Raw genomic sequence first — 19,561 nt, forward strand, 5'->3', positions numbered from 1 at the left:
GCGACGGCTGGTGTTGCTGTGGCTGCTGGTGTTGCTGCTGTGGCTGCTGCGGCTCGGCCATTACTGGATCACCACCTTGACGACGCCGGTGAGCGCGATCTGCGCGAGGGCGAGCGGAATGAGCACGGTCCAGGCGAGCTTCTGCAACTGGTCCTCGCGCAGCCGCGGGTAACTGACGCGCAGCCAGATGACCACGAAGGCGAGTACGGCCGTCTTGAGCAGGGTCCACAGCCAGCCGAGGCCGTCGGCGCCGAACGGGCCGTGCCAGCCGCCGAGGAAGAGCACGGTGGTCAGACCGCAGAGCACGACGATCCCGGCGTACTCGGAGAGCAGGAACAGCGCGAAGCGCAGCCCCGTGTACTCGGTGTACGCGCCGAAGATGATCTCGGAGTCCGCCACCGGCATGTCGAACGGCGGCCGCTGCAGCTCCGCGAGGCCCGCCGTGAAGAAGACCAGCCCCCCGACGATCTGCCACGGCACCCACCACCAGTGGAACGCGTCGAGCACGCCGACCAGCGAGACCGTGCCCGCCGCCATCGCCACGGACGCGGCGGCCAGCACCATCGGCAGCTCGTACGCGAGGAGCTGCGCGGCCGTACGCAAGCCGCCGAGCAGCGAGAACTTATTGGCGGACGCCCAGCCCGCCATCATCGAGCCGAGGACGCCGACGCCCATCACGGCCAGCACGAAGAAGATGCCCGCGTCGACGGACTGGCCGACCTGGTTCCCCGGGCCGATCGGGATCGCCACGAGCACCAGCAGATACGGCAGCAGCGCGACGGCCGGCGCGAGCTGGAAGATCCGCCGGTCCGCGCCCGCCGGGACGACGTCCTCCTTCTGCGCGAACTTCACCCCGTCCGCCACGAGCTGGGCCCAGCCGTGGAACCCGCCGGCGTACATCGGGCCGAGGCGGCCCTGCATGTGCGCCATCACCTTGTGCTCGGTCTGGCCGACGACGAGCGGGAGGACGAGGAAGGCGACGAAGACGGCGAGCAGGCGTACGACCACGTCGAGCGTGCCGGTCACCGGTTCTCACCCCCTGCTTCCGTTTCGTTCGCGGTGTCCGGGGCGTCTGGGGCATCCGGTGCGTCCGGTGCGTCAGGCGCGCCCGGTGCGTCTTCGGCGGGCGACTCCGTGGCGTTCGAGTCCTGGCGGTCGTCGCGTTTCCGGTCGTCGCGTGTCCCGCTGCCTCGTTCCCCGCCGTCGCGCGTCCCGCGCGCGGGCTCCTCGAAGGCGGGCCGGGCGTTGTGCCACGGCGCGTCGGACGAGCCTGTGCCGGTCTCCGTCCCGGAGGAACCTTCCGGCGCCGAAGGCCGGGCGGGCGCGGCCGGTGGCTCCGCCCGCTGACTGGCCGAGCCCCCCGAGGCGGAGCGGGAACGCCGTACGGGCCGTACGGGCTGCTCGGCGGCAGGCGCCCCCGCGGACGACGCGCCCGACGCGTCCGACACTCCCGCCTGCTGACTGGCCGAGCCCTCCGACGCGGAACGCGAACGCCGTACGGGCCGGTCGGCGGGAGAACTTCCGGACGCCTCCGTAGCGCCCGCCTGCTGGCTCGCCGAGCCCTCCGACGCGGAACGCGAACGCCGTACGGGCCGGTCGGCGGCGGCCGGGTTCGCGGCGGAATCCGGGCCCCCCGCCTGCTGGCCGGCCGACCCCGCGCTCGCGCTGCGGGTGCGCCGGGGCGGCCGCTCGGCGCCGCCGGCGGCCCCGGCCGCGCGGGCACCACGCGCCGGGCGCGCGGGGGCGGGCGGCAACTGGCCCTTGAGGGGGCCCCACTCGTTCGGGTCGGGTACGCCGGGCGGCAGCATCTGACGCCGCTTCGGCCCCCCGTGCTCCGACTCCCCCGGCTCCTTGGCCCCGGGCCACGCCTTCGCGACGCGGGCCGCGAGTACGAAGTCCTTGCGCAGCGGGTGTCCCTCGAAGCCGTCGGGCAGCAGCAGGGGGGCCAGGTGGGGGTGGCCGGTGAAGTCCACCCCGAACATCTCGTGCGTCTCACGCTCATGCCACGCCGCCCCGGCGTACACGCCGACCGCGGTCGGCAGCACCGGCGCCTCGTGCGGCACGGTCGTCCGTACGAGCAACCGCCGCACCCTCCCGCCAGGGGGCGGTGTCGCGCCCGCGGGCGACGACGCGGCGCCCGCCGAGGCGGTGCCGCCCTGCGCGACCGCGCCGGACGCGCCGCCGGAAGCCGCCGTACCAGCCGCCGAAGCGCCGGCGCCCGCGCCGCCGGCGCCCGCGCCGCCGGAGGCCGCCGCTCCGGCCGTCGGCGCCGCGCCGGAAGCCGCCGTACCGACCGTCGACGTCTCGCCGGAAGCCGCGCCCGCCGGAAGCGGGCCCAGTGCCACCACATGGGCGCAGACCCGGAAGCCCGTGCCGGGTTCGTCGACCGCGCTGAGCCAGTCGAAGTAGGTGCAGCCGAGGGCGGTCCGCGCCGTTTCGAGGGCGGTGAGCCAGGCGGCCGGCGGGACGTCGACGGTCAGCAGGCCGTACGAGTCCTCGGCGCTCGCGCCCGCGCCGAACAGTTCCTCCGCCGGCCCCGGCAGCCAGCCGACGGGCGGCGCCGCCGCGGGTTCGGGCTCCTCCGTGCCGGGGGCCCCGGAGCCGTCGGAGGCCGCGGCAGCGGACCCGTCGTCGGGTGCGTCCCCGGGCGCGGGGTCGGGCTCAGGCGCGGAGGCTGTCATCTCTCGTCTTCCCCGGTCGGTGGGGTGGCTTGCGGATCGGCGGAGCGCGGCGGGGCGGACGCGGGGTCAGCGGCATCCGGCCCGCTGGCCCCCGGCGGCGCCGGCGGTGTCACCAGGCCCGTACGCAGAGCAGCCGCCGAGGGAGCGGCCACCGCCTGGTAGCGCTCGCCCAGGGACTCGCGGGCGATCTTCTCCTGGAGTTTGAGGATGCCCTGGAGCAGCGCCTCCGGCCGGGGCGGGCAGCCCGGTACGTACACGTCGACGGGGATGATCTGGTCGACGCCCTTGGTGACGGAGTACGAGTCCCAGTACGGGCCGCCGCAGTTGGAGCAGGCGCCGAAGGAGATGACGTACTTGGGTTCGGGCATCTGCTCGTACAGCCGCTTGACGGCCGGGGCCATCTTGTCCGTCACCGTGCCCGAGACGATCATGAGGTCGGCCTGGCGCGGCCCGGGCGCGAAGGGGATCACGCCGAGCCGGATGAAGTCGTGGCGCGCCATGGAGGCCGCGATGAACTCGATGGCGCAGCAGGCCAGCCCGAAGTTGAAGACCCACAGGCTGTAGCGGCGGCCCCAGTTGAGGACGACCTTCATGGGCTCGGGGGCGAGGCGGGCCAGCGTCCCGAGCCGGCGCGGCTCGGGGAGGTCCACCGGGGCGGGTGCCGGAGCGGGTGTCACGTCCATTCGAGGACGCCCTTCTTCCATGCGTACAACAGGCCGACGGCGAGGAAGCCGAGGAAGACGAACATCTCCACGAGCGTGGTGGAGCCGAAGCCCGGCGCGGCGAAGACCGTCGCCCACGGGAACAGGAAGATCGAGTCGACGGCGAAGATCACATACAGAAACGCGTAAACGTAGTAGCGGACCTGGGTGTGCGCCCAGCCCTCGCCGACCGGGTCCACGCCGCACTCGTACGTCAGCATCTTCTCGCGCGTCGGCACGACCGGCCGCAGCAGCCGCCCGGACGCGAACGCCACCGCGACGAAGACCACGCCCACCACGGCGAGCAGACCGACGACCGAGTAGCTGTGGAAGTAGCCGGCCGCGAGCCCGAGCCCGGCATCGGCGGTGCGTACGGTCGTCTCCGGCACGTCCGCCCCTCGCTCCCTTTGCTGCTGCGCATCCGCATTCGACGATCTGTACGCACGGGATTCTAGGCCCTGGGCCCTCTCCGGTGAGCCGCCCCGTCACCGCGAAGGTGGGGTTATCCCTACTTCCGGTCGCCGACGAACCCCATGGCGCGCGGCCGGGCGGCCCGGCAATCTTGGCGGTATGACCGCCAGCAGCAGAGCGCGCGCCACCGGCGGCCGCGCCTTCGAGGAGGACCGGCCGGCCCCCGCGTTCCTCGCCTTCCACCGGCAGACGTGGCGCGAAGTCGCGCATCTGCTCGTCAATCTGCCCATGGCCCTCGTCGGTTTCGGCTACGTCTCCCTCTGGCTGTACGCGGGCGTCGCGCTGTCCGTCACCGTGGTCGGGCTGCCGATGCTCGCGCTGGGGCTCTCGGGCTCGCGCGGGCTCGGCCGGGTCGAGCGGGGCCGGGCGCGGGCGCTGCTGCGGCTGGGGATCGAGGAGCCGAGCCCGCTGCGGCGGCACCGCCAGGGCCGGGGGTTCTTCCCCTGGCTGTGGTCGGCGCTGAAGGACCCGGTGGGCTGGCGGGCCACCCTGTATTTGTTCATACGATTGCCATGGGGCATCTTCACCTTCGTCATCACCCTCCTCACCGTGGTTCTCGGCTGGCCGGTGCTGGGGTACGTGGCGCGCGGGCTGAGCAACGCGGACCGGGCGATGGTGCGCGGGCTGCTCTCCCCCTCCAGCGAGCTGGAGCAGCGGATCGAGGAGCTGGAGTCGGACCGCGGGGTCGTCTTCGACACCGCCGCCGCCGACCTGCGGCGCATCGAACGCGACCTGCACGACGGCGCGCAGGCCCGGCTCGTCGCCCTCGCCATGGACCTCGGCCTCGCCAAGGAGAAGCTGCTGGAGGACCCGGCGGCGGCCGCCCGGATGGTCGACGAGGCGCACGGCGAGGTGAAGACCGCGCTCCAGGAGCTGCGCGACCTCGCCCGCGGCATCCATCCGGCGATCCTCACCGACCGCGGACTCGGCCCGGCCCTGTCGTCGGTGGCGGGACGGTGCACGGTGCCCGTGGACGTATCGGTGGATCTCGCGTCCCGCCCCGCGCCGGCGATCGAGGGCATCGCCTACTTCACCGTCTCCGAACTGCTCCAGAACATCAGCAAGCACAGCGGCGCCCGCACCGCCGACGTCGAGCTGTGGCGGGCGGAGGACCGGCTGCTCATCCAGGTGCGCGACGACGGGCGCGGCGGCGCCTCCACCGCGAAGGGCAGCGGCCTGGCGGGGCTCGCCGAGCGGCTGGGCTCGGTGGACGGGCTCTTCGTGGTGGATTCGCCGGAGGGCGGCCCTACGCTCGTCACGGCCGAGCTGCCGTGGCGCGAGCGCGCGGCGGGCTGAACGGGCCGGGGGGGCACGGGCCACCGCCCGGACCGGGGTAGGGCCAGCCCCACCCCCCAGACGCCGACACACTCCATGGCCCCGAACGCGGCGTTCGGGGAGCGTAGAGCTCAGCGAGAAGACCTCCTCCCCCTCACTCCCCCGTGACGAATCAGCCCCCGTCACGAACCAGACCCCCGTCACGGATCAGTCCCCCGTCACGAAGACCTTGGAGATCGGACAGACAGATGGCCATCGATCACGGCGAGTACGTCGATCAGGGCGCTCGCGGCGGGTACCGCGGCTACGGCGACGACGGCCACGGCGGCGATTACCGGCCGCGGGCGCGGGACCACCGGGTGCCCGCCGTGCTGCGCGCGCCTCTGGAGGGCCGCACCTGGCGCGAGTTCCTGCACCTCCTGCTGAACCTGCCGATAGCCGTCGTCGGCTTCTCCTACGCGATCGTGATGCTCACCGCCGGCGCGGGGCTGCTGGTCACCTTCGTCGGCGTCCCGGTGCTCGCCGCCGGGCTCGCCGGCTGCCGGGCGCTGGGTGCCGTGGAGCGGACCCGCGCCCGCGCCCTGCTCCGCCTGGATGTGGCCTCCCCGGAGCCGCTGCGCCCCGCGAAGGGCCGCAGCGGGCCGACGGCCTGGCTGGGCGCGCTGCTCAAGAGCGGCGTCTCCTGGCGCCATCTGCTCTACGCGCTGCTGCACCTGCCCTGGGCCATGGCCTCGTTCGTCACGTCGCTGACGCTGTGGGCCATGGGCTGGGCGGTCTTCCTGTACCCGGCGTACCAGTGGATGTACCCGCGCTACTGGGGCCAGCCGGGCATGCAGCTCTACGGGGACAGCGACGGCACCGCCTTCTACCTCGACAACCCCTTCGAGACCGCCGTCACCAGCGCGGCCGGCCTGGTCGTCGTCCTCGGCACCCCGTGGGTGATCCGCGGCCTGGCGCAGGTGGACCGGCTGCTGGTGCTGGGGCTGCTGGGCCCGTCCCGGATGGCGTACCGCGTCACGGAGCTGGAGTCGGACCGCGTCGTGGTCGTCGACACCGCCTCCGCCGACCTGCGGCGCATCGAGCGCGATCTGCACGACGGCGCGCAGGCCCGGCTCGTCGCCCTCGCCATGGACCTCGGTCTCGCCAAGGAGAAGCTGGAGAAGGACCCGGAGGCCGCCGCCCGGATGGTCGACGAGGCGCACGGCGAGGTGAAGACCGCCCTTCAGGAGCTGCGCGACCTCGCCCGCGGCATCCACCCGGCGATCCTCACCGACCGCGGCCTCGGCCCGGCCCTGTCCGCGCTGGCCTCGCGGTGCACGGTGCCGGTGACCGTCGACGTGGACCTGGCGTCCCGGCCCGCGGCGGCCATCGAGGGCAGCGCGTACTTCACCGTCTCCGAGCTGCTCCAGAACATCAGCAAGCACAGCGGCGCCCGGACCGCGAACGTGGACGTGTGGAGGTCGCAGGACCGGCTGATGCTCCAGGTGCGCGACGACGGCCGGGGCGGGGCCTCCACCGAGCGGGGCGGCGGCCTGGCCGGGCTCGCCGAACGGCTCGACGCCGTGGACGGCCTGCTGGTGGTGGACTCCCCGGCCGGCGGCCCGACGGTCATCACGGCCGAGCTGCCCTGGCGCGGCTGACGCCAACGGCCGACGCCGGCCCGCCTCGCTCGTACGCCCCGGACCCGCCGCGGCACGACCGGCCGCGGCACAGCCGGCCCCCGCCCCGACCCGCCGCGCCTGCCCCCTGGCTCCTGATGCCCCTCCCCGCCTCCCTTTCCTTGGATTCCGCCCCGGAGCGTCCCGTTCCGTGGCGGAATCCTGAGATGCTTAGGGGGTCATGCCAAGCATGGGGGGACGTACATCGTGGAGGACAGGGTGCGGGTGGTCATCGCCGAGGATTCGGTGCTGCTTCGGGAAGGCCTGACCCGGTTGCTCACCGACCGCGGGCATGACGTCGTGGCCGGGGTCGGCGACGCGGAGGCGCTGCTGAAGGCCATCGCGGAGTTCGCGGCCGAGGGTGAGCTGCCGGATGTGGTGGTCGCCGACGTCCGGATGCCGCCCACCCACACCGACGAGGGCGTACGGGCCGCGGTGCGGCTGCGCCGGGACCACCCCGGCTTGGGCGTCCTGGTGCTGTCGCAGTACGTCGAGGAGCAGTACGCGACGGAGTTGCTGGCCGGATCCAGCCGTGGCGTCGGCTACCTCCTCAAGGACCGGGTAGCCGAAGTGCGTGAGTTCGTGGACGCGGTGGTGCGGGTGGCGGAAGGCGGCACCGCGCTGGACCCGGAGGTCGTCGCGCAGTTGCTGGGCCGCAGCCGGAAGCAGGATGTGCTGGCGGGGCTCACGCCGCGGGAGCGCGAGGTTCTGGGTCTGATGGCCGAGGGGCGGACGAACTCGGCCATAGCCCGGCAGTTGGTGGTGAGCGACGGCGCGGTGGAGAAGCATGTCTCCAACATCTTCCTGAAGCTGGGCCTGTCGCCGAGTGACGGGGATCACCGACGGGTGCTGGCGGTGCTGACCTACCTCAGGAACTGACGCTCCGGCCCGCCGTCCGGTCGCCGCACGGGGCGGCGGCCCGGTGGTGTCCGGGACCGAGGACCATGGTCGTAGAACCAAAGACGGAGTGGGGAGCGTCTCTAGAGAAGGGCTCGGGGGGCGAGCAGAGCATGGCAAACCACGACAGAACGGTACCTCGCGGCTGCGATCAGCAGGTGATCCGTCCAAGGAAGGTCACCCTTACGCCCGTACGATGGCTGTGGGAACACCGGTCGACACCACCGTGTGCAGCCGCCGCCTCTAGGGAGGTCCGAAGCAGTGACCAGCCAGGTCAGTAGCCCGGCCGAGCAGGCCGAACCAGCCGAGCAGCAGAGCGAGTCGCAGAACCTCACCGGGCAACGCAAACCCGGCGGGCCGGGCGACAAAGAGGTCCGTCGGCTCGACCGAGTGATCATCCGGTTCGCGGGGGACTCGGGTGACGGTATGCAGCTCACGGGCGACCGCTTCACCTCCGAGACCGCGACGTTCGGCAACGACCTGTCCACGCTGCCGAACTTCCCCGCCGAGATCCGCGCTCCCGCCGGCACCCTGCCCGGCGTCTCCAGCTTCCAGCTCCACTTCGCCGACCACGACATCCTCACGCCGGGCGACGCGCCCAACGTCCTGGTGGCCATGAACCCGGCGGCCCTGAAGGCGAACCTCGCGGACGTGCCGCGCGGCTCGGAGATCATCATCAACACCGATGAGTTCACCAAGCGCCCGATGGCGAAGGTCGGCTACGAGACCAGCCCGCTGGAGGACGGCTCGCTGGAGGCGTACAACGTCCACCCGGTGCCGCTGACGACGCTGACGATCGAGGCGCTGAAGGAGTTCGGGCTCTCCCGCAAGGAGGCGGAGCGCTCGAAGAACATGTTCGCGCTCGGCCTGCTGTCGTGGATGTACCACCGGCCGACCGAGGGCACCGAGTCGTTCCTGCGCAAGAAGTTCGCCAAGAAACCGCAGATCGCGGAGGCCAACGTCGCCGCGTACCGGGCGGGCTGGAACTTCGGCGAGACCACCGAGGACTTCGCCGTCTCCTACGAGGTGGGCCCGGCCACCGCCGCCTTCCCGGCCGGCACGTACCGCAACATCTCCGGCAACCTCGCGCTCGCCTACGGGCTGATCGCCGCCTCCCGCCAGGCGGACCTGCCGCTCTACCTCGGCTCGTACCCGATCACCCCGGCCTCGGACATCCTCCACGAGCTGTCCCGGCACAAGAACTTCGGCGTACGCACCTTCCAGGCCGAGGACGAGATCGCGGGCATCGGAGCGGCGCTCGGCGCGGCCTTCGGCGGCTCGCTGGCCGTCACCACCACCTCCGGCCCGGGCGTGGCCCTCAAGTCCGAGACCATCGGGCTCGCCGTCTCCCTCGAACTGCCGCTGCTGGTCGTCGACATCCAGCGCGGCGGCCCGTCCACCGGGCTGCCCACCAAGACCGAGCAGGCCGACCTGCTCCAGGCGATGTACGGGCGCAACGGCGAGGCCCCGGTGCCGATCGTGGCCCCGAAGACCCCGGCGGACTGCTTCGACGCGGCGCTCGACGCGGCCCGTATCGCGCTCACCTACCGCACTCCGGTCTTCCTGCTCTCCGACGGCTACCTGGCCAACGGCTCCGAGCCGTGGCGGGTGCCGGACATCGGCGAACTGCCGGACCTGCGGGTGCGGTTCGCGCACGGCCCCAACCACGAGCTGGCGGACGGCACCGAGGTCTTCTGGCCGTACAAGCGCGACCCCGAGACCCTGGCCCGGCCGTGGGCCGTGCCCGGCACCCCCGGCCTCGAACACCGCATCGGCGGCATCGAGAAGCAGGACGGCACGGGCAACATCTCCTACGACCCCGCCAACCACGACTTCATGGTCCGCACCCGGCAGGCCAAGGTCGACGGCATCGCGGTCCCGGACCTCACGGTGGACGACCCCACCGGCGAGGCCGACACCCTGGTGCTCGGCTGGGGCTCGACGTACGGGCCGATCACCGCGGCCGTGCGGCGGGTGCGGGGCGAGGGGCGCGCCGTCGCCCAGGCCCATCTGCGCCACCTCAACCCCTTCCCGGCCAACCTCGGCGAGGTGCTGAAGCGCTACGACAAGGTCGTCGTGCCGGAGATGAACCTCGGCCAGCTCGCCACCCTGCTGCGGGCGAGGTTCCTGATCGAAACCCGTTCCTACACCCAGGTCAGCGGGATGCCCTTCAAGGCCGAGCAGCTCGCCGATGTGTTCAAGGAGGCCATCAATGACTGAGACGCTGTCGGAGGGCTCAACGACGCCGGAAGCGCTCTCGCTGGTGCCCAAGGCCGAGGCCAAGCAGTCCATGAAGGACTTCAAGTCCGACCAGGAAGTGCGCTGGTGCCCCGGCTGCGGCGACTACGCGATCCTCGCCGCCGTACAGGGCTTCATGCCCGAACTCGGCCTGGCGAAGGAGAACATCGTCTTCGTCTCGGGCATCGGCTGCTCCTCCCGCTTCCCGTACTACATGAACACCTACGGGATGCACTCCATCCACGGCCGCGCCCCGGCCATCGCCACCGGCCTCGCCTCCTCCCGCCGCGACCTCTCCGTCTGGGTCGTCACCGGTGACGGGGACGCGCTGTCCATCGGCGGCAACCACCTCATCCACGCGCTGCGGCGGAACGTCAACCTCAAGATCCTGCTGTTCAACAACCGGATCTACGGCCTCACCAAGGGGCAGTACTCGCCCACCTCCGAGGTCGGCAAGATCACCAAGTCGACGCCGATGGGCTCCCTCGACGCGCCCTTCAACCCGGTGTCGCTGGCGATCGGCGCCGAGGCGTCCTTCGTCGCCCGTACGGTCGACTCGGACCGCAAGCACCTCACCTCGGTACTGCGCGAGGCCGCCGCCCACCCCGGCACCGCGCTCGTGGAGATCTACCAGAACTGCAACATCTTCAACGACGGCGCCTTCGAGGTCCTCAAGGACAAGCAGCAGGCCGAGGAGGCCGTGATCCGGCTGGAGCACGGGCAGCCGATCCGCTTCGGCGCCGACGGCGCCAAGGGCGTCGTCCGCGACCCGGCCACCGGCGACCTGAAGGTCGTGGAGGTCACCCCGGAGAACGAGGCGAGCATCCTGGTCCACGACGCGCACGCCGCGTCCCCGACCACCGCGTTCGCCCTCTCCCGCCTCGCCGACCCCGACACCCTGCACCACACGCCGATCGGCGTGCTGCGCAGCGTCGACCGCCCCGTCTACGACGACCAGATGTCCGACCAGCTCGAAGCCGCCGTCGTCCAGAACGGCAAGGGCGACCTGGCGACCCTCCTGGCCGGCAACGACACATGGACGGTCGTCGGCTGACACACGGCCGTACGGGCTCTCGCGGTGCCGGTACGGGGAGCGGCACACCTCCCCGTACCGGCACCGCTTCCTTGTGCCGGGCCTTGTGCCGGGCCTTGTGCCGGGCCGCAGCCGGCTTACGCCGATCCGTACCGACCGCCTCCGCCTACCCGAGGTGACGGCTGTGACACAGCACGCACCTGACAGGTGATCTCGGCGGCGCTACCGTCAACGGGTGTCACCACGTCCACGGGGAGGACTTCTTGACGTCGCGTTCCGACACCAGCACCGGACTCGTCTACGGCTTCGCCGCCTACGGCATGTGGGGACTGCTCCCGCTCTACTGGCACCTGCTCCAGTCGTCCGGCGCGATCGAGATCCTCGCCCACCGCATGGCCTGGTCGATGGTGGCCGTCGGGCTCGCCCTGCTCGCGCTGCGCCGCTGGTCCCGGCTGCGCCCGCTGCTGCGCCAGCCGAGGAAGCTCGCGCTCGTCGCGGTGGCGGCGGCCGTCATCTCCGTGAACTGGGGGCTCTACATCTGGAGCGTCAACAGCGGCCATGTCGTCGAGGCGGCCCTCGGCTACTTCATCAACCCGCTGGTCTCCATCGCCTTCGGCGTGATCGTGCTGCGCGAGCGGCTGCGGCGCGCGCAGTGGGCGGCCGTCGGCGTCGGGGTGCTCGCCGTCGCGGTGCTGACCGTCGGCTACGGCAAGCTGCCCTGGATCGCGCTCACGCTGGCGCTCTCCTTCGGCACGTACAGCCTGGTCAAGAAGCAGATCGGGCTGGACGGGCTGGAGTCGCTGGCCGCCGAGTCCACCATCCAGTTCCTGCCCGCCCTCGGCTTCCTGGTCTTCCTGGGCGCGCGCGGCGAGTCCACCTTCGCCTCCGGCGGTGCCGGGCACGCGCTGCTGCTGGCGGGGTGCGGCATCGCGACCGCGCTGCCGCTGATCTGCTTCGGGGCGTCGGCGGTGCGGCTGCCGCTCTCGACGCTGGGGATGCTCCAGTACCTGGCGCCGACGCTGCAGTTCCTGCTCGGGCTCTTCGTCTTCCACGAGTCGATGCCGCCCGAGCGGTGGGCCGGGTTCGCGCTGGTCTGGCTGGCGCTGGCGGTGCTGAGCTGGGACGCGCTGCGTACGGCCCGCAAGGGGCGGGCGGAGCTGGCGGCGGCGCGGGCGGGGCTGGCGGCCGTACGCGCCGGCGGCGCCGAAGGCCGCTGCGACGGGCCCTCGGACGGGCCTTCCGACAGCCCCTCCGAGGGGCCTTCCGACGGGCCCTCCGAAGGGCCCGATATCCGGGATTCCCTGTCCGAATCCCGCCCTTGACGGTGGCATGGGGCGCCCCCAGCATCATGCCCACGTCAAACGAGTTGGGAGCCCCCCATGCCTCACCGCACCGGACAGCCCCTGCACCGAAGATGCCGTGGCCTCGCCCTGCTCACCGCCGGGGCCGCGGCGACCGCCGCCCTCCTCGGCACGGCCCCCGCATCGGCCGCGGGCCCGGCGCCCGCACCTGCCGCGACACCCACCCTCGCGGCGCCCGACATCCCGGTCGCCAACGTCAAGGCCCACCTGTCCCAGCTCCAGTCGATAGCGAGCTCCAACGGCGGCAACCGCGCCCACGGCCGGGCCGGGTACCGGGCGTCCCTCGACTATGTGAAGGGCAAGCTGGACGCCGCCGGGTTCACCACCACCGTGCAGCAGTTCACCGCCGGCGGCGCCACCGGCTACAACCTCGTCGCCGACTGGCCCGGCGGCGACGCGGGCCATGTGATCTTCTCGGGTTCGCACCTGGACTCCGTCGGCGCGGGCCCCGGCATCAACGACAACGGCTCCGGCTCGGCGGCCATACTCGAAGTCGCCCTCGCCGTCGCCCGCGAGGGCTACAAGCCCGACAAGCACCTGCGGTTCGCCTGGTGGGGCGCCGAGGAGCTGGGCATGCTCGGCTCCCGCCACTACGTCAGCACCCTGCCGAGCGCCGAACGTTCCAAGATCGAAAGCTATCTGAACTTCGACATGGTCGGCTCGCCCAACCCCGGCTACTTCGTCTACGACGACGACGCGCGGCTGGAGAAGGTCTTCAAGGACTTCTACGCGAGCAAGAACATCCCCACCGAGATCGAGACCGAGGGCGACGGCCGCTCCGACCACGCGCCCTTCAAGAACGCGGGCATCCGCGTCGGCGGCCTCTTCAGCGGCGCCGACTACATCAAGACCGCGGCCCAGGCCCAGAAGTGGGGCGGCACCTCCGGCCGCGCCTTCGACGCCTGCTACCACCGCTCCTGCGACACCTCCGCGAACATCAACGAGGCCGCCCTCAACAACAACAGCGACGCCATCGCGAGCGCCGTCTGGTCCCTGAGCGGCGGCTCCACCAACCCGCCCGACGGCAAGAGCTTCGAGAACGCCGACAACGTCCAGATCCCGGACGCCGGCCCGGCCGTGGAGTCGCCCGTCACCGTGACGGGCATCCCCGGGAACGCGCCCACCGCCCTCAAGGTGGCCGTCGACATCAAGCACACCTGGCGCGGCGACCTCACCATCGCCCTGGTCGGCCCCAGCGGCCGCACCTTCGGCCTCAAGAGCGCCAGCGGCAACGACTCGGCCGACAATGTCATCGACACCTTCACCGTCGACGCGTCGTCCGAGACCGCGAACGGCACCTGGAAACTGCGCGTGCAGGACACCGGCGCGCAGGACACCGGCTATATCGACAGTTGGAAACTGACCTTCTGACGACCGCCCCCACGCGAAGGGGCCGGCGGCTCGCGCCCCGGCCCCTTCCCGTGTCCGCTCGCGCCCGCCCCGGCTCCTCTTCGCCGTCCGTGTCCGCCGGCACTACACCGTGATGTCGCGGGTGGTGAAGCGCGCCCAGGCGGCCGAGCCGAAGACCGCCGCGTACAGGGCCTGGAGGCCCAGGTTCTTCAGCAGTTCGTCCCAGTAGACGGGGTCCCGCAGGAGGTCGGCGAAGGAGAGCCAGTAGTGCGGGAAGAGATAGGGCTGCACGGCGTGCAACTGCGGGATCTGGTCGAGGATCTGGATGGTGATCAGCAGCCCCACGGTCGCCGCCATCGCGGCGATGCCGCTGTTGGTGAGCGTGGAGATGAACAGCCCGACCGCCGCGACGCCCACCAGTGACGCCGCGACGACGACCGCGATCGCCCCGGCCCGCAGCAGGCCGTCCGCGAAGGAGACCGTCGTGCCGGAGATCAGGGTGACATCGCCCAGCGGGAAGAGCAGCGCCCCCACCGCGAGCGCCGAGACGGCCACCACCAGGGTCGCGGCCAGACAGAACGTGATCACGGTCGCGTACTTGGCGAGCAGCAGGCGCGTACGGCCCGCGGGGGCGACCAGCAGATAGCGGAGCGTGCCGGAGCCGGCCTCGCCCGCGATCGCGTCGCCCGCCACCACGCCGATCGCCATCGGCAGGAAGAACGGCAGGGTCGCCGCGAGCGAGGTGAAGACCAGGAAGAGCCCGTTGTTGGTGACCTGCGCGATGAACGCGGGCCCGCCGGCGCCGCCGCCCGACGAGCCGCCGTCGTCCGTCTGGATCTTCACGGCGATGCCGACCAGGACCGGTACGGCCGCGAGCACGGCCAGCAGCGCCAGCGTCCGCCAGCGCCGGAAGACCGTACCGATCTCGCTGCGTACGAGCCCGAGCCGCCACAGCGGATTCGGCGCCCGTACGGCTCCGGCCCGGGCTCCGGCCCCGCCCCCTGCCCAAACTTCAGCCTCAGCGGCCTCATCAGTCTCAGCCCGCGACATCGAAGCCCTCCCCCGTGAGCGCGACGAACGCGTCCTCCAGCGAGGCCCGCTCCGTGCCGAAGCCGCGCACCCGCACGTCGGCCCGTACGAGAGCGGCGTTGAGGTCGGCGAGATCGAGCGGGCCGCCGGGGCCCGCCACGTGCAGTTCGCCGGTGATCCGGTCGTCGGTGACGACGAGGTCGCTCACGCCGTGCTCCTTGAGGACGCGCATCGCGTCCGCCGTGTCGGGGGTGGTCACGACCAGCCTGCCGCGGGCCGCCCCGGCCAGCTCGGCGACCGTGCCCTGGGTGAGCAGCCGGCCCCGCGCCATGACCGCGGTGTGCGTACAGACCTGCTCGATCTCGTCGAGGAGGTGGGAGGAGAGGAAGACGGTGGTGCCCTCGGCGGCCAGCTCGCGCACCAGGGTGCGGATCTCGCGCATGCCCTGCGGGTCGAGGCCGTTGGTCGGCTCGTCCAGGACGAGCAGTTCGCGCGGCTGGAGCAGGGCCGCGGCCAGCCCGAGCCGCTGCTTCATGCCGAGCGAGTACGCGCGCGCCTTCTTTCCCGCGGCGGCGGCGAGCCCCACGCGGTCCAGGGCGGCGGAGACCCGGGCAGAACGGGTGCGGGGATCGGCGGTGGGGTCGGCGGCGTCGTACCGGGCGAGGTTGTCGCGGCCGCTGAGGAACGCGTAGAGGGCGGGGCCCTCGATGAGCGCGCCCACCCTCGGCAGCACCCGCCGCCCCGCGCGCGGCATCTGCTCGCCCAGCACGCGCGCCACGCCGAAGGTCGGCTCGATCAGCCCGACGAGCATCCGGATGGTGGTCGTCTTCCCGGAGCCGTTGGGCCCGAGGAACCCGAAGACGCTGCCGCGCGGCACGGTGAGGTCCAGCCCGTCGACGGCGAGCTGCCCGCCGCGGTACCGCTTGCTGAGCCCGCGCGTGGCGATGACGGCGTCGCCGCCGGGGGCGGGAACGGCCGGGGGCGCGTCGTTCACGGGCTCCACCTTCGTCTGCGGCTTTCGTTCCGTTACGGGCCTGCCCCGGCCGACGGGCGGCCGGGGCAGGGTTGACGCGGGCGGCGAGTACTCGGAGTACTCGCCCACTCGGCCTATTTGGCGTTGTTCGCCGCGTTGACCAGCGCGTCCTTGTCGACGGCACCGACGTAGAGCTTGCCGTCGTCGGTCAGCAGGGCGTTGACCAGCCGGGTGCTGAAGACATGGCCGGAGCCGAACTTCCCGGACACCTTCGTGCCGAAGGAGTCCATCAGGCCGGACGCGTCGTCGCCGCTGCCCTTACCGGTCTTGCCGGTCTCGCCGCTCTTGCCGGGGGTGCTGCCCTTGGGCATCGAGATCTCGGCGATCGAGGCCCAGCCCTGGCCGGTGACGTTGACTTCGGAGTCGCCCTTGGCGCCGCCGCCGAAGCTCTTCGCCCAGTCCTCGGCCTGACCGGCGCCAATGCCGTTGCCGTCGCCCTTGCCCTTGCCGGTGAAGAGGTCCGAGCCGCCCTTGCGCTCGGCGTCGGCCTTGGCGTCCTTCGCCTCCGTGACCTTCGCGCCCTTCGGCGGCGAGAAGTCGAAGGTACTGGCGGCCGGCTTGCCGAAGTCCACCTTCGTGAAGCCCGCGTCGACGACCGGCTTGCCGCCGCTCTTCGCGTTGACCGTGACCTTCAGCGGCACGCCGTTCTTCGCGTCGACCGCGATCCGGACCGACTCGATCGTCGAACCGCTCTGCTTGGGCTTGACCGAGAGCTGGTACGCGTCCCGGCCGGCGACCTTGGCCGTGCCGTCCACGGAGACGGAGGTCGAACCGTCGACGGCGGCGAGCGCCTGCTTGGCCAGCTCCTGAGGGGAGGCGTTCTGAAGCCCCTTCGCGGCGTCGGAGCCCTTGCCGTGACCGCCATTGCCGACGTCCTTGGGAACGGTCGCGTGATAGGCGGAGTTGCTGGCGCTGTCGTAGCCCCAGAGCTGGTCGCCGTTGTGGATCAGGCTGTACTCGGCGGCCTTCTCCTCGATGGACAGGCGCTGCTTGTCGGGCCCGTCGGCGGCCACCCGCAGGGTGTGCGTACCGGCGGCGAGCTCGGTGAGCTTGGACTGCGGGGAGGCGTCGGAGCCGCCGCCGCCCTTGCCGCCGTTGCCGCTGCCGCTGCCGCCGAAGGACATGCCGGACGGCAGCGAGGGCAGGCCCAGGTCGGTCGAGACCTTCACCGAACCGGAGAGCTGCTGGGTGTCGGAGGCCGCGACCTTGGCTATCAGGTCCTGTGCGGTGATCTGCGGGAGGTCGGGGTCCCCGCTGCTGGCGAGCGCCGGGACCAGCCCGATCGTCGCCGCCGCCACCCCCGCCACCGCGACCGGTACCCCGTACCGGACGGCCTTGCGACGGCCCGTACGCGGCCCCTCGGCCCCGTCCGCGCCATCGGCCTCGTGTGTCGGTCGGATTCGTGGCATCTGCTCTACCTCCGTCGTCGGCGGCGGTCTGTCGCGTCCTGCACTCGTCCACCCTCGGGCCATTGTCGCCCGACCGCCCTGTGGTGGCGCTAGCAATCCCACCAAAACGGCCGGTAAGAAACGTCAGCCCCGGGGATCAACTCCATGTCACCCTCCGGTATGACGGTGGCTCGCCGCCGGGCCGCTCCGCGTGCGCCTACGGGCGCACCCCCCGCTCCCGCCCCCTTAGGGGACGCCCCGCCTCCACCACATTTCCTACGGGCCCACCTACGCCACCCCGCCACGGCCGGTACCCCAATGGGCGGGGCCCATTCCCCCCACGCGGACGAGCGAGCCCGGCTCGTACGACCGGCGGCGAAGACCGCCGCGCGGAGCAACGGGCGGGGCCCGGCCGTACAGCGGGCAGCGCGGCCCGACGCCTACGGTCGCGGGCAAGGCCCGGCCCGACGCCCCGGGCGAGCCGAGCCCGTATGCCGACGAGAGCCCGGCTCGTACGGCCACCGACGAATGCCGCCGCGCGGAGCAACAGACGAGACCCAACCGTACGTCGGACGGCACCGCCCGACGCCTACAACCGCGGGCAAGCCCGCCCCAACGACCCCGGCGAGGCGAATCCGTATGACCGGCGGCGAGGTCAGGTACCCCTGTATCCCCGCGGGCGCGTGAGGCCCGTGCGGCCACTGACGAAGTTCACGGGCACCCCCCGCCGGGCGCGGCCGGCCGTGCTCCCGTCGGCGGGCCCCCGACCGTAGGCCGTCGGCGAGGCAGGCCCAGAGCGGGCCGTGCAACCGCGGAGGTTGGAGGGGCCCGGGGTGGCGGCCCCGGGCCGGAGGTGGTGGCAGGGGCGGACCCGATGCGGGCGCCCGCCCGCATCGGGTCCGCCCCTATGGACGGACGACGCGGGCTTCGCCCGCATCGTCAGCCGGCGCGGTGGACCACCGCGTCGCACAGCTCCTCAAGGGCCGACTTGGCGAAGCAGTCGGGGAGGGGGGCCAGGCAGGTTCGGGCGTCCTGGGCGTAGCGGACGGTGTCGCGGCGGGCCTGTTCGAGGGCGGGGTGGACGCGGAGGCGGCCGAGCACGTGCGCGAGCCTGGCGTCGTCGGTGAGGTCGCCGCCGAGCAGTTCGACGAGTTCGCGGTCGTCGGCGGAGCCGCTGGCCGCGGCCTGTTCGCGCAGCCGCAGCACCGGCAGGGTGGGGATGCCCTCGCGCAGGTCCGTGCCCGGCGTCTTGCCGGACTCGTGGCCCTCGCTCGCGATGTCGAGGACGTCGTCGGCGAGCTGGAAGGCGATGCCGAGCCGTTCGCAGTACTGGGTGAGGATGTCGACCGTGCCCTCGTCGGCCCCGGCCATCATCGCGCCGAACCGCCCGGCGACGGCGATCAGCGAGCCGGTCTTGCCGGCCAGGACGTCGAGGTAGTGCTCGACCTCGTCGCGGCCGTCGCTGGGGCCCGCCGTCTCCAGGATCTGCCCGGTGACCAGCCGTTCGAACGCCTCGGCCTGGATGCGGACCGCCTCCGGGCCCAGGTCGGCCAGTATGTGCGAGGCGCGCGCGAAGAGGAAGTCGCCGGTCAGGACGGCGACGGAGTTGCCCCAGCGGGCGTTGGCGCTGTCCACGCCGCGCCGTACCTCGGCCTCGTCCATCACGTCGTCGTGGTAGAGCGTCGCCAGGTGGGTGAGTTCCACGACGACCGCCGAGGGCACGATCCCCGGCGCGTACGGGTCGCCGAACTGGGCGGCGAGCATCACCAGCAGCGGCCGGAACCGTTTGCCGCCGGCCCGCACCAGATGCTGCGCGGCCTCGGTGATGAATGGCACCTCACTTTTGGTGGCCTCCAGGAGGCCCTCCTCGACGGCGGCCAGCCCGGCCTGGACATCGGCTTCAAGAGCCTGGTCCCGCACGCTCAGCCCGAAGGGCCCTACGACGGTCACGAGGGTTACTCCTGTCTGCCTGCGATCACGAGGTTTGTCGATGTATCGCTGTCTCCACCGAAAGTCAGCGTATCCGGTCCCGTATGGATCACCGTGGCCGCCCGCCCGGCGAAGTGGCCGGGCCGTGGCGCCGAGGACCGCTCCGTGACCGCTCCGTGTCCCTTCCGCTTGCCGCCGGATCGGCGCGCGGTCGGCCTCCGCCGGGAAGGGACCCTTCCCCCGGTCGACATCCGGTCGGCGTCCAGGTCCGCATCCGGTCGGCCCCGGCCGGCGTCCGGGCGGCGCCCAGGTCGGCGCCCGGGCGGCGTCCAGGTCGGCGCCCGGTCGGCGTCCAGGTCGGCGTCCGGTCCGTATCCGGCCGGTCTCCGTACGGCCCGCACCCCCTCTCCGTACGGCCCGCACCCCCTCTCCCGTCGGCCCCCTCCGCCGTCCGCCGCCGCCGCGCACCCCGCCGTTCGACCCGGTATGTTCTTGATCACCCGGAGCAATGGGTTTT

Annotated in this window: 15 protein-coding genes; 7 read left to right on the plus strand and 8 right to left on the minus strand. The window is 72.5% G+C overall.

Annotated elements, in window-relative coordinates:
* Positions 1-60 precede the first annotated feature (60 nt).
* Genes IF55_RS14005 through IF55_RS14020 form a run of 4 tightly spaced genes read right to left on the minus strand, consistent with a single transcriptional unit; the run spans position 61 to position 3,771 of the window.
* Positions 61-1,026, minus strand: a complete 966-nt coding sequence (locus IF55_RS14005; protein WP_030883190.1) for a complex I subunit 1/NuoH family protein — start codon at positions 1,024-1,026, stop codon at positions 61-63.
* Positions 1,023-2,681 (minus strand): NADH-quinone oxidoreductase subunit C, encoded by a 1,659-nt coding sequence (locus tag IF55_RS35980; RefSeq protein ID WP_051776163.1) that lies wholly within the window; start codon positions 2,679-2,681, stop codon positions 1,023-1,025. The genes IF55_RS14005 and IF55_RS35980 overlap by 4 nt, the downstream gene beginning before the upstream one ends.
* Entirely contained in the window at positions 2,678-3,364 is a 687-nt protein-coding gene (locus tag IF55_RS14015; RefSeq protein WP_078644323.1) for an NADH-quinone oxidoreductase subunit B, read from the minus strand. Before IF55_RS14015 ends, IF55_RS35980 begins: the two co-directional genes overlap by 4 nt.
* The gene (locus tag IF55_RS14020; RefSeq protein WP_030883195.1) at positions 3,355-3,771 is read right to left on the minus strand and encodes an NADH-quinone oxidoreductase subunit A; all 417 of its coding nucleotides are present in this window, start codon (positions 3,769-3,771) and stop codon (positions 3,355-3,357) included. The genes IF55_RS14015 and IF55_RS14020 overlap by 10 nt, the downstream gene beginning before the upstream one ends.
* 181 nt (positions 3,772-3,952) lie before the next feature.
* Between IF55_RS14020 and IF55_RS14025 the strand changes: the two genes are divergently transcribed.
* The 7 genes from IF55_RS14025 (at position 3,953) to IF55_RS14055 (ending at position 13,686) form a co-directional block, all read left to right on the plus strand.
* On the plus strand, positions 3,953-5,149 hold the full coding sequence (locus IF55_RS14025) for a sensor histidine kinase (RefSeq protein WP_030883197.1): 1,197 nt from the start codon (positions 3,953-3,955) through the stop codon (positions 5,147-5,149).
* Between the two features lie 227 nt (positions 5,150-5,376).
* Entirely contained in the window at positions 5,377-6,768 is a 1,392-nt protein-coding gene (locus tag IF55_RS14030; RefSeq protein WP_030883199.1) for a sensor histidine kinase, read from the plus strand.
* 225 nt (positions 6,769-6,993) lie between these two features.
* A complete protein-coding gene (locus IF55_RS14035; protein ID WP_106980390.1) occupies positions 6,994-7,665 on the plus strand; it encodes a response regulator transcription factor in 672 nt (223 codons plus the stop codon).
* A 279-nt stretch (positions 7,666-7,944) separates the two neighbouring features.
* Complete coding sequence (locus IF55_RS14040; protein ID WP_030883203.1) at positions 7,945-9,903, plus strand: 2-oxoacid:acceptor oxidoreductase subunit alpha; 1,959 nt, start codon at positions 7,945-7,947, stop codon at positions 9,901-9,903.
* Positions 9,896-10,975 (plus strand): 2-oxoacid:ferredoxin oxidoreductase subunit beta, encoded by a 1,080-nt coding sequence (locus IF55_RS14045; protein ID WP_030883204.1) that lies wholly within the window; start codon positions 9,896-9,898, stop codon positions 10,973-10,975. The genes IF55_RS14040 and IF55_RS14045 overlap by 8 nt, the downstream gene beginning before the upstream one ends.
* Before the next feature lie 242 nt (positions 10,976-11,217).
* Positions 11,218-12,276 (plus strand): EamA family transporter RarD, encoded by a 1,059-nt coding sequence (gene rarD, locus IF55_RS14050; RefSeq protein WP_030883206.1) that lies wholly within the window; start codon positions 11,218-11,220, stop codon positions 12,274-12,276.
* 57 nt (positions 12,277-12,333) lie between these two features.
* On the plus strand, positions 12,334-13,686 hold the full coding sequence (locus IF55_RS14055; protein WP_048831957.1) for a M28 family metallopeptidase: 1,353 nt from the start codon (positions 12,334-12,336) through the stop codon (positions 13,684-13,686).
* Positions 13,687-13,788: 102 nt separating this feature from the next.
* Here IF55_RS14055 and IF55_RS14060 read toward each other — a convergent pair whose 3' ends face one another.
* The 4 genes from IF55_RS14060 to IF55_RS14075 all read right to left on the minus strand — a co-directional run bounded on the left by IF55_RS14060 (position 13,789) and on the right by IF55_RS14075 (position 19,065).
* The gene (locus IF55_RS14060; protein WP_030883211.1) at positions 13,789-14,715 is read right to left on the minus strand and encodes an ABC transporter permease; all 927 of its coding nucleotides are present in this window, start codon (positions 14,713-14,715) and stop codon (positions 13,789-13,791) included.
* Complete coding sequence (locus tag IF55_RS14065; RefSeq protein ID WP_048831958.1) at positions 14,702-15,697, minus strand: ABC transporter ATP-binding protein; 996 nt, start codon at positions 15,695-15,697, stop codon at positions 14,702-14,704. The genes IF55_RS14060 and IF55_RS14065 overlap by 14 nt, the downstream gene beginning before the upstream one ends.
* A 104-nt stretch (positions 15,698-15,801) precedes the next feature.
* Entirely contained in the window at positions 15,802-17,136 is a 1,335-nt protein-coding gene (locus IF55_RS14070; protein ID WP_030883214.1) for a LolA family protein, read from the minus strand.
* 918 nt (positions 17,137-18,054) lie between these two features.
* Positions 18,055-19,065 (minus strand): polyprenyl synthetase family protein, encoded by a 1,011-nt coding sequence (locus IF55_RS14075; protein ID WP_030883216.1) that lies wholly within the window; start codon positions 19,063-19,065, stop codon positions 18,055-18,057.
* Between the last annotated feature and the right edge of the window lie 496 nt (positions 19,066-19,561).

It is taken from the genome of Streptomyces varsoviensis, assembly GCF_000718635.1.
Taxonomy (GTDB): domain Bacteria; phylum Actinomycetota; class Actinomycetes; order Streptomycetales; family Streptomycetaceae; genus Streptomyces; species Streptomyces varsoviensis.

What these genes read in the sequence shown, in the direction of transcription:
- IF55_RS35980 (WP_051776163.1), bottom strand. Translation starts at nt 2,681, where the DNA reads ATGACAGCCTCCGCGCCTGAGCCCGACCCCGCGCCCGGGGACGCACCC.
- IF55_RS14015 (WP_078644323.1), bottom strand. Translation starts at nt 3,364, where the DNA reads ATGGACGTGACACCCGCTCCGGCACCCGCCCCGGTGGACCTCCCCGAG.
- IF55_RS14025 (WP_030883197.1), top strand. Translation starts at nt 3,953, where the DNA reads ATGACCGCCAGCAGCAGAGCGCGCGCCACCGGCGGCCGCGCCTTCGAG.
- IF55_RS14030 (WP_030883199.1), top strand. Translation starts at nt 5,377, where the DNA reads ATGGCCATCGATCACGGCGAGTACGTCGATCAGGGCGCTCGCGGCGGG.
- IF55_RS14045 (WP_030883204.1), top strand. Translation starts at nt 9,896, where the DNA reads ATGACTGAGACGCTGTCGGAGGGCTCAACGACGCCGGAAGCGCTCTCG.
- IF55_RS14055 (WP_048831957.1), top strand. Translation starts at nt 12,334, where the DNA reads ATGCCTCACCGCACCGGACAGCCCCTGCACCGAAGATGCCGTGGCCTC.
- IF55_RS14060 (WP_030883211.1), bottom strand. Translation starts at nt 14,715, where the DNA reads ATGTCGCGGGCTGAGACTGATGAGGCCGCTGAGGCTGAAGTTTGGGCA.
- IF55_RS14070 (WP_030883214.1), bottom strand. Translation starts at nt 17,136, where the DNA reads ATGCCACGAATCCGACCGACACACGAGGCCGATGGCGCGGACGGGGCC.